Source organism: Rhizobium johnstonii 3841 (assembly GCF_000009265.1).
Taxonomy (GTDB): domain Bacteria; phylum Pseudomonadota; class Alphaproteobacteria; order Rhizobiales; family Rhizobiaceae; genus Rhizobium; species Rhizobium acaciae.
The window spans coordinates 2,339,594-2,354,038 of record NC_008380.1; the positions used below are offsets into that span (position 1 = coordinate 2,339,594).

Sequence of the window (14,445 nt, forward strand, 5' to 3'; positions counted from 1 at the left end):
GCGACCGAGTCCAACAGGAGTTAATGAATGTTCCGATCGAGTCTTGTCGCTCTGCTTCTCGCCAGCGTTTCCGCCAATGCATGGGCGGCTGCGCCCGCGGTGAGCGCTGCGATCGCGACCGGCCTCGTCGCCCATCGCGCGGTCTACGATCTGGAACTGAAGGACGCTTCGGACCGCTCCGGCATCGCCGGCATGTACGGTCGCATGGTCTATGAGTTCGACGGCAGCTATTGCCAGGGCTTCACCACCAACTTCCGCTTCGTGACACAGATCGACACCGGCGACAGCGTGCGTGTCAGCGACCAGCAGACCAAGACCTTCGAGAACCTGAAGGACGGCAAGTTCACCTTCGACACTAAATCCTTCACCGACGAGCAGCTCGACAAAGAGGTCAACGGTGCGGCGCAGGACCAGCCTGATGGCGTCAAGGTTGATCTCAAGCAGCCGGCGAGCCGCGAGCTGCAGCTTTTAGAAAGCCGTTTTCCCACGGAACATATGCTCGATGTGATCCAGCATGCCAAGGACGGCAAGCGCTTCTTCGAGGCGCGTGTCTTCGACGGTTCGGACGACGGCGACAAGTCGCTGGCGACGACGACGATCGTCGGCAAGCAGGAGACGCCGATCGCCGAGGAAGCCGATGCCGGCAACGCCGGCGCCTTCTCCAAGACCGCCTTCTGGCCGGTGACGATCGCCTATTTCAACGAGAATGCGAAATCGGATGCTGTGCCGGTCTACCGCATGTCCTTCAAGCTCTATGAGAACGGCATCACCCGCGACCTGACGATGGATTACGGCGATTTCGTCCTGACCGGCAAGCTCGCCAAGCTGGAGCTGCTCGACCGCAAGGCCGAAGTTTGCAAGTAGGTCTCGTTGCCTTCTCCAGCCCCTGAGACTGATATTCATCCTGTCTATGTTGCTGCAGACGGTGGCAGGCTGAGCGCAGCATTCCAAGGGCAGGCAGTCGCCTTCGTCTCCTTTATTGCAGATCCATGCGCCGTGGGGGTGCGTGAGCCAGGTTTTTTCGGCATAAGCCTTGCTTTTGCGCCAAATCGAATGTATGGGCACCCGCATTCCACACGTAAGGCATGGGATCGTCCGGGAGAAATCCGGGCTGTTCCGCCCGGTGGCATCCTCGAAGAGGGTGCTGTTCGCCTTGCGGAGGTTCAACCGGAAAAGGAGTAACAAGGCATGGCATTGCCTGATTTTTCTATGCGCCAGCTTCTTGAGGCAGGCGTCCACTTCGGCCACCAGACGCATCGCTGGAACCCGAAGATGAAGCCGTACATCTTCGGCGATCGCAACAACATTCACATCATCGATCTGGCCCAGACCGTTCCGATGCTGTCGCGCGCCCTTCAGGTCGTCAGCGACACCGTTGCCCGCGGCGGCCGCGTTCTCTTCGTCGGCACCAAGCGCCAGGCGTCCGAGATCATTGCCGACAGCGCCAAGCGCTCGGCCCAGTACTACGTCAATTCGCGCTGGCTCGGCGGCATGATGACGAACTGGAAGACGATCTCCAACTCGATCCAGCGTCTGCGCAAGCTCGACGAGATCCTGAACGGCGAAGCCCAGGGCTTCACCAAGAAGGAACGCCTGAACCTCGAGCGCGAACGTGAAAAGCTGGACAAGGCTCTTGGCGGTATTCGCGATATGGGCGGCACGCCCGACCTGATGTTCATCATCGACACCAACAAGGAAAAGATCGCGATCGACGAAGCCAAGCGCCTCGGCATCCCGGTTGTCGCCATCATCGACTCGAACTGCGATCCGGACCTGATCGACTATCCGATCCCGGGTAACGACGACGCATCGCGTGCGATCGCTCTTTACTGCGAGCTGATCTCCCGCGCCGCGATCGACGGCATCGCGCGTCAGCAGGGCTCTTCCGGCCGCGATCTCGGCGCATCCTCCGAAGTTCCGGTCGAGCCGGCCCTCGAGGAAGCAGCCGAAGGCTGATGAAGGCGGGCGGATCGAAAAGGTCCGCCAATGCTTGCAGAGACTGGGAAAGGCCGCTCGCGACTCATCGAAGTTCGGCGGCCTTGCCAGTTTCAAGGGGAGGGCGTCAGGCTCTCCGCCCGATAAGTTTCGTTATGACGCGTCTTCATCACGCTGTCATACATACAGGTACATTTCGTGCCTCAATCCGGTGCCGAGCCGCGCTTTGCGGTCCACCGTATGAACCGACAAGAGGAAGCTAATGAGCGAGATTACGGCTGCAATGGTGAAGGAACTGCGCGAAAAGACCGGCGCAGGCATGATGGACTGCAAGAAGGCTCTTGCTGAAACCGCTGGCGACATGGAAGCGGCGATCGACTGGCTGCGTGCCAAGGGCATCGCCAAGGCCGACAAGAAGTCCGGCCGCACCGCTGCTGAAGGCCTCATTGGCGTTTCGAGCCAGGGCACCAAGGCCGTCGTCGTCGAAGTCAATTCCGAAACCGACTTCGTCGCCCGTAACGATGCCTTCCAGGAACTCGTCCGCGGCATCGCCAAGGTCGCCGTCTCGACCGACGGCACCGTCGACGCCGTTGCCGCTGCGACCTACCCGGCATCAGGCAAGTCCGTGTCCGACACGATCAAGGATGCGATCGCAACGATCGGCGAGAACATGAACCTGCGCCGTTCGGTCGCCCTCTCGGTCGAGGACGGCGTCGTCGCCACCTATATCCACAATGCTGTTTCCGACGGCCTCGGCAAGCTCGGCGTTCTCGTTGCGCTGAAGTCGACCGGCGACAAGGAAGCCCTGAACGCGATCGGCCGTCAGGTCGCCATGCACATCGCCGCCACCGCGCCGCTGGCAATCCGCCCGGAAGAAGTCGATGCCGCCGTCGCCGAGCGCGAGCGCAACGTCTTCATCGAGCAGTCGCGCGCTTCCGGCAAGCCGGACAATATCATCGAGAAGATGGTCGACGGCCGCATGCGCAAGTTCTTCGAGGAAGTGGCCCTTCTCTCGCAGGCTTTCGTCATCAATCCGGATCTGACGGTCGCAGCCGCCATCAAGGAAGCTGAAAAGGCCGTCGGCGCGCCGATCGAGGTTGCCGGCATGGCCCGTCTGCTGCTCGGCGAAGGCGTCGAGAAGGAAGAAACCGACTTCGCGGCCGAAGTCGCTGCTGCCGTCAAGGGTTGATCTTCCAGCCATAATTGGGAAAACACGAAGGGCATCGCGTGACAACGCGGTGCCCTTCGTGTATCGGGCATTCACGGCAATTTACGAGGAGCCAAGATGTCTTTAGAGCCTGTCTATAAACGTGTTCTACTCAAGGCTTCCGGCGAAGCGCTCATGGGTGGCCAGGGTTTCGGGATCGATGTGACGGTGGCGGACCGCATTGCATCGGACATCGCCGAGGCACGGCATATGGGCGTGGAAGTCGGCGTCGTCGTCGGTGGCGGCAATATCTTCCGCGGTGTCGCGGTGGCGTCCAAGGGCGGCGACCGGGTGACCGGCGACCATATGGGCATGCTCGGCACCATCATCAATGCGCTGGCGCTGGCGACCTCGCTGCGCAAGCTGAACATCGATACGGTGGTGCTTTCGGCCATCTCCATGCCCGAGATCTGCGAGAGCTTTTCGCAGCGCGCGACCCTTTATCATTTGTCGATGGGACGCGTGGTGATTTTTGCCGGCGGCACCGGCAACCCCTTCTTCACCACCGATTCCGCCGCAGCACTTCGCGCCGCCGAAATGGGTGCGGAAGCGATCTTCAAGGGCACGCAGGTCGACGGCATCTACACCGCCGACCCGAAGAAATATCCCGATGCGACCCGCCTCGACCGGCTGACGCACCAGGAAGTGCTGGACAGAGGGCTGGCGGTGATGGACGTTGCCGCCGTGGCGCTCGCCAGGGAGAATTCCATTCCGATCATCGTCTTCTCGATCCACGAGAAGGGTGGTTTTGCTGAAATCTTGACGGGCGGTGGCCTCAAGACCATCGTCTCCGACAACTGATATAAGCTGCGCCGCGGTTTCGGCGCAGCCCTCGCTAGAACATGATGATTTTAGGCCCGGTGGGCCTAAATCTGAATCATGTTCTACATTAAATAGTTAGAGCATGATGTCGCCCGAAAACCACTGACACTTTTCGGCATCATGCTCTGGACGGGAGCATCGACATGAGTGAAGGTATCGACATCAAGGAACTGAAGCGCCGCATGGACGGTGCGATTTCCGTATTCAAGGGCGACATCGCATCGCTGCGCACCGGCCGTGCTTCGGCCAACATTCTCGACCCGGTCACGGTCGAGGCCTATGGTTCGCGCATGCCGCTGAACCAGGTCGCCAACATCACCGTGCCTGAGCCGCGCATGCTGTCGGTTTCCGTCTGGGACAAGTCGATGGTCAGCGCCGTTGAGCGCGGCATCCGCGAATCCAATCTCGGCCTCAACCCGATCATCGACGGCCAGAACCTGCGCATTCCGCTGCCGGAGCTGAACGAGGAGCGCCGCAAGTCGCTCGTCAAGGTGGCGCACGACTATGCCGAAAAGAGCAAAGTGGCGATTCGCCATGTCCGCCGCGACGGCATGGACGGCCTTAAGAAAGCCGAAAAGGACGGCGTAATCGGCCAGGACGAGAGCCGGGCGCAGTCGGAACGTGTACAGAAGATGACGGACGAGACGATTTCCGAAATCGACCGCTTGCTTGGCGAGAAGGAAAAGGAAATCATGCAGGTCTAGTGGATCTGTGCCTTTGCCTGGAAAGACCGGACGGGAAATGTCGGAATCTGTATTTTTGACTGTGCCAGAGCATGTTGCCATCATCATGGACGGCAATGGCCGTTGGGCCAAGCAACGTGGCCTGCCGCGCACGATGGGCCATCGCAAGGGCGTCGAGGCGGTGCGCGAGACAGTCCGCGCCGCCGGTGCGGCCGGCATAAAATATCTGACCCTCTTTGCCTTCTCTTCGGAGAACTGGCGCCGGCCCGAAGCAGAGGTCTCCGATCTGCTCGGCCTGCTCAAGGCTTTTATCCGGCGCGACCTCGCCGAGCTTCATCGCCAGAACGTGCGGATCAAGGTGATCGGCGACCGCCACAGCCTGCGCAGCGATATTCTGGGCCTCTTGCTGGAGGCGGAGGAGACGACCAAGGACAACACGTCACTGACACTCGTCATCGCCTTCAACTACGGTTCGCGTGATGAGATTGCCCGCGCCGTCGTTAGTCTCGCCAGGGACGTCGAGGCTGGCCGCCTGAGGGCGCAGGATATTACACCGGCGCTGATCAACGCCCGTCTCGACACGGCCGGCATTCCCGATCCGGATCTCATTATCCGCACCAGCGGCGAAGAGCGGCTTTCCAACTTCCTTCTCTGGCAGGCCGCCTATTCGGAATTCATCTTCCTTCCGGAGTATTGGCCGGATTTCAGCCCCGAGATCTTCCGCTCGGCGCTCGAGACATTCGCCTCTCGTGACCGGCGCTTCGGCGGCCTGTCGTCGCAGGCGGCCGCGGTCGGCACCTGATGCAGAGGGAATTGAAGCTCCGTATCGTTTCAGGAGTGATTCTTGCGGCCATCGTTCTTGCCGCCACCTGGTATGGCGGCCTTGCCTTCCGTATCCTGGCGGTCGTGATCGGCCTGCTGATCTACTATGAATGGTCGAAAATGACAGGCATCGCGCGGGATTGGGTCGCCAATGCCGTCGGCTGGATCGGCGAGGCGGCGATTGCCTTCCTCGTGCTTGTCGGCAATTTCGAATTCGCCGCCGGCATGCTGGCCGGCGTCACCGCCGTCGGCATCGCTCTGATCATCCTGCAGGGCACGAGCCGCTGGTTGCCAGTGGGCCTGTTTTATGCCGGCGCCACCGGCCTGGCGCTTGCCGCGATCAGAAGCGATGACCGGGCTGGCCTTTACGCCATGCTCTTCGTCTTTGCGGTCGTCTGGGCAACCGATATCCTTGCCTATTTCGTCGGCAGGGCGCTTGGCGGGCCGAAGCTTGCCCCTTCGATCTCGCCCGGAAAGACCTGGTCGGGTGCAATCGGCGGCGCCGTTTCGGCGGTCGTAGCCGGCGTCGTTCTCGTCCATTTTCTCCTTCCGGGCGCTGAAATCATCGCCGCCGGCGTGGCGTTCGTTCTCTCGGTTTGCAGCCAGTCGGGCGATCTTTTCGAATCGTTCATCAAGCGGAAATTCGGCGTCAAGGATTCGAGCCGTCTCATTCCGGGCCATGGCGGCGTCATGGACCGTGTCGACGGACTGATTTTCGCCTGTTTTTCGGCGTTCTTGCTTGCTGGGCTTTTTTCCCTGATAAAGGGGGCCGGAATGACGTCGCTCGGCGCGGCATTGTTCGGACTCTGACAACGCTGCAGTCTGACGGAAGGGACTCATGGAAACGATGAGCGGCATATACGCATTTCTGATGGGGAACATCGTTACCTTCATCCTCGTGCTGTCACTGCTCGTCTTCGTGCATGAGATGGGCCATTACCTCGTCGGGCGCTGGAGCGGCATTCGCATCCTTGCCTTTTCCGTCGGCTTCGGTCCGGAGATCTTCGGCTTCACCGACCGCCACGGAACGCGCTGGAAGATTTCGGTGATCCCGCTTGGCGGCTACGTCCGGTTCTTCGGCGACGAGGATGCCTCGAGCAAGCCCGATACCGACAAGATCGCCGCCATGTCCGAGGAGGACAGGGCGCGCTCCTTTGCCGGCGCCAAGCTGTGGAAACGCGCCGCAACCGTCGCGGCTGGCCCGATCGCCAATTTTCTGCTGGCGATCGCCATCTTCACAATTCTTTTCTCGGTCTATGGCCGCACGATCGCCGATCCCGTCGTTGCCGAGGTCAAGCCAGACGGCGCCGCCGCTGCCGCCGGCATCCTTCCCGGCGATCTGCTGGTCGCCATCGATGGCGGCAAGGTCGAGACCTTCGACGACGTGCGCCGCTATGTCGGCATCCGCCCGAGCCAGAAGATCGTCGTGACGATCGAGCGCGCCGGCCAGAAGCTCGATGTGCCGATGGTGCCGCAGCGCGTAGACCAGACCGACCAGTTCGGCAACAAGGTCGAGCTCGGCCAGATCGGCATCGTCACCAGCCGGGAGGCCGGCAACTTCCGTCTGAAGACCTATACGCCGCTGGAGTCGTTGCGCGAGGCTGTGATCGAGACCCGCGACATTGTCACCGGTACCTTCAAATATATCGGCAACATCTTCAGCGGAACGATGCGCGCCGATCAATTGGGCGGGCCGATCCGCGTGGCGCAAGCTTCGGGCCAGATGGCGTCGCTTGGAATAGGCGCAGTGTTGCAGCTTGCGGCGGTGCTTTCTGTTTCGATAGGATTGCTTAACCTGATGCCGGTTCCGGTACTTGATGGCGGCCACCTGATGTTCTATGCGGTGGAAGCGGTGAGGGGGAAACCGCTCGGCTCTTCGGCCCAGGAAATTGCATTTCGCATCGGCCTGGCGATGATACTGACATTGATGGTTTTCACGACCTGGAACGACATTGGCTCGTTGAGAGGGTAAACGAGCAAGGCTACGGTAATTACTATTTATTTACGATGTTTCAAGGCTGTAGTGGCGAATGGGTCACGCTTGCAAATGAAGTAAACAGAAATTAACGACCTGCCTTGCTTGTATGTCAAAAGCGGGTAAAACGACACACGTGACCGGAATCGGGTTCTCCTGGAGCCGGGGACGAGGGAAACAAAAGGTAATGGGTGAAATGAAGGCTGGTTCAAAGTTTTTGAACGCAGTATCGGCGGTTGCGCTGTCTGCTAGTGTTGTTGCTTCGGGCGCAGGTGCTTTGACGTTCGTTTCCGCTACGGCCGCTGAGGCCGCGGTTATCCAGCGCATCGATGTGCGCGGCGCAAGCCGTGTCGGCGCCGAAGCCGTCCGGTCGAACCTCACCATCGCTCCCGGAAAGAGTTTTTCGAACAGCGATATCGATGCCTCGGTCAAGCAGCTCTATGGCACGGGTTACTTCTCCGACGTCAAGATCTCGGTCTCCGGCAGCACGCTGGTCGTCAACGTTCAGGAAGCCCAGTTGGTCAATCAGGTCGTCTTCAACGGCAACCGGAAGATCAAGGACGACAAGCTCGCGACGATCGTCCAGACCCACGCTGCCGGTCCCTACAGCGACACCCAGATTCAGGCTGACATCCAGTCGATCAAGGAAGCTTACGCTGCCACCGGCCGCAGCGAGGTCGAAGTCACGACGCAGGTGGTGCCGCTCGGCGAAGGCCGCGTCAACCTTGCCTTCGTCATCAACGAGGGTGACCGTACCAAGATCGATTCGATCAACTTCGTTGGCAACAATGCCTACAGCGCCGGCCGTCTGGCTGCCGTCATCGCCACCAAGCGTTCGAACTTCCTGTCGTTCCTGACCCGCAAGGACGTCTACAACGAAGACAAGCTCCACGCCGACGAAGAAGCGCTGCGCCAGTTCTATTACAATCGCGGCTATGCCGACATGCGCATCGTCTCTTCCGATGCCACCTTCGACGACGCGACCAACAAATACACGCTCACCTTCAACATCGAGGAAGGCCAGCGTTATGACTTCGGACCGGTGACAGTCCAGTCGACCGTCGAAGGCGTCGGCTCAGAGCAGCTGCAGCCGCTCGTGCGCACCCGCGAAGGCCAAGTCTACAACGCCAAGGAAGTGCAGAAGTCGATCGAGGCGATCTCCGATCAGGTGGCGTCTGCCGGTTATCCCTTTGCGCGCGTCACGCCGCGCGGTAACCGCGACCTTAACAACAACACGATCGGTGTCGAATATCTGGTCGACCAGGGCGAGCGCGCCTATGTCGAGCGCATCGAGATCCGCGGCAACAGCCGCACGCGCGACTACGTCATCCGCCGCGAATTCGACATGAGTGAAGGCGACGCCTTCAACCAGCAGATGATCACCAAGGCCAAGCGTCGCCTCGAAGCGCTCGGTTATTTCTCCTCGGTCAACATTTCCACCCAGCCGGGCAGTTCGCCCGATCGTGTCGTGGTGGTCGTCGACGTGCAGGATCAGTCGACCGGTTCGTTCGGTGTCGGCGCGGGTTATGCCGCCGGCGGCGATGGTCTGCTGCTCGAAGCGTCTATTGAGGAAAAGAACTTCCTCGGCCGTGGCCAGTACATCCGCATCTCGGCTGGTGGCGGCCAGGAAGGCTCGCGCGCCTACGGCGTCAGCTTCACCGAACCCTATTTCCTCGGCTACCGTCTGGCGGCAGGCTTCGACGTCAACCGCAGCGAAACGTCGAGCAACGACGATTACGATTACGAAGAAACCAGCGTCGTCCTGCGTGTGACTGCGCCGATCACCGAAGATCTGGCGACAACCTTCCGTTATAACTACAAGCAGATGAAGTATGACGGCGATACCTCTGATCTTTCGGCGACCTACGCAAATCTGGTCGACGAGAGCCCGTGGACACGCTCTTCCGTCTCGCAGACGCTGACCTACAACACGCTTGACGACACCGTACTGCCGCGTGAAGGCATCTATGCGACGGCGACGCATGAACTTGCCGGCCTTGGCGGCGACTCGCAGTTCTACAAGATCTACGGTAAGGCCCGTTATTACCACTTGCTCGCGGACGATGCCGATATCATCGGCTCGCTCTCCGCTTCGGCTGGTTATGTCGTTCCCTTGGGTGACCATCTGAATGTCTTCGACCAGTTCACGCTGACCAACGGCGACATTCGCGGCTTCGAGAACAAGGGTATCGGCCCGCGCATCCGCGGGGACAACGATGACCCGCTCGGTGGCACGACCTATTTCACGGCGTCTGCAGAAGCGACCTTCCCGATGCCGGGCTTCCCGCGTGACTTCAACCTGCGCGGCGCAGTCTTTGCCGATGCCGGTACGCTGTTCGGCAATGACGTCGAGCTTCTTGGGTCAGACCAGGCCGACGGTACCAGCGCTTCGCTGCGCGCCTCCGTCGGTGTCGGCGTCGTCTGGCAGTCTCCCTTCGGTGCATTGCGTCTGGATTACGCGATCCCGGTCCTCAAGGAAGACTTCGACAAGACGCAGAACTTCAAGTTTGGCATCAACAACCAATTCTGATATCGGCAGTCCGGAACTGTAAGACTCAATTCCGTTCTGGAGCATTGCCGATGGAGCAAAACGTTTTCTTTCTGCCCCATGAAGGTCTGAAGCTCGCTGAGCTGGCAGAGTTTCTTGGGGCGGAACTTGTTAACTCCGACTATGCCGATGTTATCGTCAGGTCCGTTGCCCCCATCAGCCGGGCCCGGGCGGGCGATGTCTGTTATATCCTGTCGCGCCGCAGCCGCGATGAGCTGGCGACATGCGAAGCCTCGGCGGTGATCTGCGACAAGGCGCTCGCCGATCTCGTCCCCCAACATCTGCCGGTCATGCTGTCGTCCAATCCGCACGCGGCCTTCGCGATGGCAGGCGGCCTGTTCTATCCCGCGGCACTGCGCCCGGTCGCTTTTTCCGGTGAAAGCGAGATCGCGCCAAGCGCGGTGATCGATCCGAGCGCCAGGCTTGAAAAGGGTGTGATCGTCGAGCCGATGGCCGTCATCGGTGCGCATGCCGAGATCGGCGAAGGGACGCGCATCGGCGCGCACAGCATCATCGGCCCGAATGTCAAGATTGGCCGGGATTGTTCGATTGCGGCCGGCGCGAGCATTATCTGCGCTCTGCTCGGCAATGGCGTCATCATCCACAACGGCGCACGCATCGGCCAGGATGGTTTCGGTTATGCGCCGGGCCCGCGCGGCATGATCAAGATCGTCCAGATCGGCCGGGTGATCATCCAGGATAATGTCGAGATCGGCGCCAACACCACGATCGACCGTGGCGCCATGGACGATACGGTGATCGGCGAAGGCACCAAGATCGACAACCAGGTACAGATCGGCCACAACGTTCAGATCGGCCGCCATTGCGCCATCGTTGCGCTGGTCGGCATCGCCGGCAGCGCGAAGATCGGCAATGGCGTTCAGATCGGCGGCCAGGTCGGTATCAAGGGGCATGTGACGATCGGCGATGGCGTGCAGATCGCCGCCCAAAGCGGTATCATGACCGATCTTGCCGCCGGCGGACAATATGGTGGTACACCTGGGCGTCCGCTGAATGACTATCTGAGAGATGTCGCGCAACAGATGTCAAAGACGAAGCTGCGCGGGAAGAAACCTGGAGGCGAGCAAAATGACTGAGGAAGCCACGACAACGCTTTCTTCGGCTGACATCATCGAGATCATGAAACTGCTGCCACATCGTTACCCGTTTCTCATGGTCGACAAGATCATCGAGATCGACGGCGACAACACGGCGATCGGCATCAAGAACGTCACAGTGAACGAACCGCATTTCACCGGCCATTTTCCGGAATCTCCGATCATGCCAGGCGTTCTCTTGATCGAGGGCATGGCTCAGACCGCGGGTGCGATCTGTGCCAAGAAGGATGGCCAGCCAGGCAACCTCGTCTATTTCATGACCATCGAGAATGCGCGCTTCCGCAAGCCCGTCGTGCCCGGCGATCGTGTTGAATTCCATGTCAGGAAGCACAAGCAGCGCGGCAATATCTGGAAATTCCATTGCGATGCCAAGGTTGACGGCGCGCTTGTCGCCGAAGCCGATATCGGCGCGATGATCGTTCGTAAGGATCAGGCATGAGCACTATCGCCGAAAGCGCCCGCATTCATCCGATGGCTGTCGTCGAAGACGGCGCGACCATCGGTGAGGGCGTCAAGATCGGTCCCTTCTGCCATGTCGGGCCGCACGTCGTCCTGCATGCGAATGTCGAGCTTTTGTCGCATGCGATCGTCACCGGACGCACCGTGATCGGCAAGGGCACGCGCATCTTCCCGATGGCGGTGGTCGGCGGCGATCCGCAGAGCGTGCATCACGGTGGCGAGGAGACGACGCTGACGGTCGGCGCCAACTGCACGATCCGCGAAGGCGTGACCATGAACACCGGCACGGCCGATTTCGGCGGCCAGACGATCGTCGGCGACAACAATCTCTTCCTTGCCAATTCCCATGTCGCGCATGACTGCCGGGTCGGCAATCACGTGATCATGTCGAACAACGTCATGCTTGCCGGCCATGTCGTCATCGAGGATCGCGTCATCCTGGGCGGCGGCTCGGCCGTTCACCAGTTTACCCGCGTCGGCCGTCAGGCCTTCGTCGGCGGGCTCTCGGCAGTGAGCTACGACGTCATTCCCTACGGCATGCTGAACGGCAATCCCGGGCTGCTGAGCGGCCTCAACGTCGTCGGCATGACGCGCGCCGGCGTCGACCGCGCCGTCATTCACAGGGTGCGGCGCGCCTACAAATCGATCTTCGAAGGACCGGGCTCCGTCCGCGAAAACGCCGCCGCCATCCGCGAAGAATATGCTGATTGCGAGCAGGCGGTCCACATCCTCGACTTCATCGCCGCCGACAGCGACCGCGCGTTGTCCTCGCCGACCCGGGGGCAGAAGGGCTAGTCCGTGACTTTTTCCGGCGATACCGCTGCGGGCCGGCTGGCGATCATCGCCGGCGGCGGCTTTCTGCCTTCCTATGTCGCCGAAGCTGCGCGCGCGGCGGGCGAAAATCCCGTGATCGTCGCGCTGAAGGACGAAAGCGACCGGCGTTGGGAAGGGTATGACCATGCCGTCATCGGTATCGGCGATTTTGCAGCTCTCGAGGGCCTCTTGAACCGCTACGGCATCGGCCGTGTCGTCATGTCCGGCAGCGTGCGGCGCCGGCCGGAATGGCGCGAGGTGCGGCCGACGCTGCGCACTCTGATGAAGATGCCGGCCACGATCCGCACCTTGCTGTCCGGCGGCGACGATAGGGTGCTGCAGATGGTGATCCGGCTGATCGAGGGAAACGGCCGGCGTGTCGTCGGTGCCCATGAGATCGCCCCCGACCTTCTTGCCGCCGTCGGCCCGCTCGGCACGGCGATACCGGGCGAAGAAGACCGGCGCGATATCAGCCGCGCGGCGGAAGCTGCCGAAATGCTCGGCCGGCTCGATGTCGGGCAGGGCGCCGTCGCCATCGGCGGGCGTATCGTCGCGCTGGAGGGTCTTGAGGGCACGGACGAGATGCTGGAGCGTGTCGCGGATCTTAGAGCCGCCGGGCGCATCTCGCCGCGCCGCCGCGGCGCGCTGGTCAAGCTCTGCAAACCGCAGCAGGATATTCGCGCCGACCTGCCGGCGATCGGCGTTTCCACGGTCCTGAACGCAAGGAAGGCCGGCCTTGCCGGCGTCGCCGTTGAGGCCGGCCGCTCGCTGGTGCTCGATCGGGCCGCCGTCATCAAAGCCGCCGATGAGGCTGGGCTTTTCGTCTGCGGCATCGATCGCGGCCTGCCGGCATGGGGGCTCGAATGAACGGGGCGCCGTTGAAGATCGCCGTCATTGCCGGTGAGGTGTCGGGGGATCTGCTCGGTGCCGATCTCATCGCCGCCCTGAAGCGGATTCATAGCGGACCGGTGGAACTCGTCGGCGTCGGCGGCGAGGGGCTGCAGGCCGAAGGCTTGAGATCCCTGTTCGATTTCTCCGAGCTGTCGATTATGGGCATCACCCAGGTACTGAGCCGGCTGCCGAAGCTCTATACCCTGATCCGCCAGACGACGGCTGCCATCATCGCCGCAAGGCCGGATATTCTTCTTATCATCGACAGCCCGGATTTTACCCATCGCGTCGCCAAGCGTGTCCGCGCCGCGCTGCCCGACCTGCCTGTCGTCAATTATGTCTGTCCGAGCGTCTGGGCCTGGAAGGAATATCGCGCCACGCGCATGCTCGCCTATGTCGATCATGTGCTCGCCGTCCTGCCCTTCGAGCCGGCAACAATGCGTGCGCTCGGCGGGCCTGAGACCACCTATGTCGGCCATCGCCTGACCGCCGATCCGGCGCTGCTTGAAGCGCGGCGGCAGCGCGCCATGCGCGCACCCGTCGAGGGAGCTGGCAAGGCGATCCTGATGCTTCCTGGGTCAAGATCCTCCGAAATCGCCAAACTGCTGCCGTTCTTCGAGGATGCGGCCAAGGAACTCGTCGCCCGCAACGGCCCGATGCGCTTCCTGCTGCCGACCGTGCCGCACAACGAAGCGCTGGTGAAGGGGCTCGTCGCCGGCTGGGTCACGCCGCCGGAGGTGGCGGTCGGGCGGGCGCAGAAATGGAAGGCCTTTGCCGAGGCGGATGCGGCGATGGCAGCTTCCGGCACGGTGATCCTCGAACTCGCCCTTGCCGGCGTGCCGACGGTGTCCGTTTACAAGACGGATTGGATTATCCGGCTGCTCGCCCGGCGCATTAAGGTGTGGACGGGCGCATTGCCCAATATCATCGCTGATTATGCCGTCGTGCCGGAATATCTGAACGAGATCGTCCGCGGCGCCAGCCTTGCGCGCTGGATGGAGCGGCTGTCGGCCGACACGTTCCAATTGAAGGCGATGAACGAGGGCTACGATCTCGTCTGGCAACGCATGCAGACCGAAAAGCCGCCCGGCGAGCATGCCGCCGAGATACTTCTCGACGTGCTGAAAAAGAAAAAACCCGGTCGTTTCTGACCGGGTTTTCTTTTGGGTTCC

The 14,445-nt window shown here is 61.3% G+C and carries 14 protein-coding genes; all 14 read left to right on the top strand.

All coding sequences use genetic code 11. The annotated features are described in order from the left end of the window. Positions 1-27: 27 nt before the first annotated feature. The 14 genes from RL_RS11500 (at position 28) to lpxB (ending at position 14,424) form a co-directional block, all read left to right on the top strand. Positions 28-864: a cell envelope integrity EipB family protein gene (locus tag RL_RS11500; RefSeq protein WP_011651813.1), complete on the top strand. Its 837-nt coding sequence runs from the start codon at positions 28-30 to the stop codon at positions 862-864. A gap of 324 nt (positions 865-1,188) precedes the next feature. Continuing rightward, positions 1,189-1,956 carry a 30S ribosomal protein S2 gene (rpsB, locus tag RL_RS11505; RefSeq protein ID WP_003539287.1) on the top strand — a complete coding sequence of 256 codons (768 nt, stop codon included), beginning with the start codon at positions 1,189-1,191 and terminating at the stop codon, positions 1,954-1,956. 241 nt (positions 1,957-2,197) lie between these two features. Next, positions 2,198-3,124 (top strand): translation elongation factor Ts, encoded by a 927-nt coding sequence (gene tsf / locus RL_RS11510; RefSeq protein WP_011651815.1) that lies wholly within the window; start codon positions 2,198-2,200, stop codon positions 3,122-3,124. A 96-nt stretch (positions 3,125-3,220) separates the two neighbouring features. Then, positions 3,221-3,943 carry a UMP kinase gene (gene pyrH, locus RL_RS11515; protein WP_003539289.1) on the top strand — a complete coding sequence of 241 codons (723 nt, stop codon included), beginning with the start codon at positions 3,221-3,223 and terminating at the stop codon, positions 3,941-3,943. A 164-nt stretch (positions 3,944-4,107) separates the two neighbouring features. After that, the gene (frr, locus tag RL_RS11520) at positions 4,108-4,668 is read left to right on the top strand and encodes a ribosome recycling factor (protein WP_011651816.1); all 561 of its coding nucleotides are present in this window, start codon (positions 4,108-4,110) and stop codon (positions 4,666-4,668) included. A gap of 37 nt (positions 4,669-4,705) precedes the next feature. Then, on the top strand, positions 4,706-5,449 hold the full coding sequence (locus tag RL_RS11525) for an isoprenyl transferase (protein ID WP_011651817.1): 744 nt from the start codon (positions 4,706-4,708) through the stop codon (positions 5,447-5,449). Then, a complete protein-coding gene (locus RL_RS11530; RefSeq protein WP_011651818.1) occupies positions 5,449-6,279 on the top strand; it encodes a phosphatidate cytidylyltransferase in 831 nt (276 codons plus the stop codon). Before RL_RS11525 ends, RL_RS11530 begins: the two co-directional genes overlap by 1 nt. Before the next feature lie 28 nt (positions 6,280-6,307). Beyond that, positions 6,308-7,441: an RIP metalloprotease RseP gene (gene rseP, locus RL_RS11535; protein WP_011651819.1), complete on the top strand. Its 1,134-nt coding sequence runs from the start codon at positions 6,308-6,310 to the stop codon at positions 7,439-7,441. A 199-nt stretch (positions 7,442-7,640) separates the two neighbouring features. Next, positions 7,641-9,974: an outer membrane protein assembly factor BamA gene (gene bamA, locus RL_RS11540; RefSeq protein ID WP_032984271.1), complete on the top strand. Its 2,334-nt coding sequence runs from the start codon at positions 7,641-7,643 to the stop codon at positions 9,972-9,974. Positions 9,975-10,024: 50 nt separating this feature from the next. Then, entirely contained in the window at positions 10,025-11,089 is a 1,065-nt protein-coding gene (lpxD, locus tag RL_RS11545) for a UDP-3-O-(3-hydroxymyristoyl)glucosamine N-acyltransferase (protein ID WP_011651821.1), read from the top strand. Beyond that, on the top strand, positions 11,082-11,549 hold the full coding sequence (gene fabZ, locus RL_RS11550) for a 3-hydroxyacyl-ACP dehydratase FabZ (protein WP_003539296.1): 468 nt from the start codon (positions 11,082-11,084) through the stop codon (positions 11,547-11,549). Before lpxD ends, fabZ begins: the two co-directional genes overlap by 8 nt. Then, complete coding sequence (gene lpxA, locus RL_RS11555) at positions 11,546-12,364, top strand: acyl-ACP--UDP-N-acetylglucosamine O-acyltransferase (RefSeq protein ID WP_011651822.1); 819 nt, start codon at positions 11,546-11,548, stop codon at positions 12,362-12,364. The genes fabZ and lpxA overlap by 4 nt, the downstream gene beginning before the upstream one ends. A 3-nt stretch (positions 12,365-12,367) precedes the next feature. Continuing rightward, complete coding sequence (locus RL_RS11560; RefSeq protein WP_011651823.1) at positions 12,368-13,249, top strand: LpxI family protein; 882 nt, start codon at positions 12,368-12,370, stop codon at positions 13,247-13,249. Further along, positions 13,246-14,424 carry a lipid-A-disaccharide synthase gene (gene lpxB / locus RL_RS11565; RefSeq protein ID WP_011651824.1) on the top strand — a complete coding sequence of 393 codons (1,179 nt, stop codon included), beginning with the start codon at positions 13,246-13,248 and terminating at the stop codon, positions 14,422-14,424. The genes RL_RS11560 and lpxB overlap by 4 nt, the downstream gene beginning before the upstream one ends. Positions 14,425-14,445 lie beyond the last annotated feature (21 nt).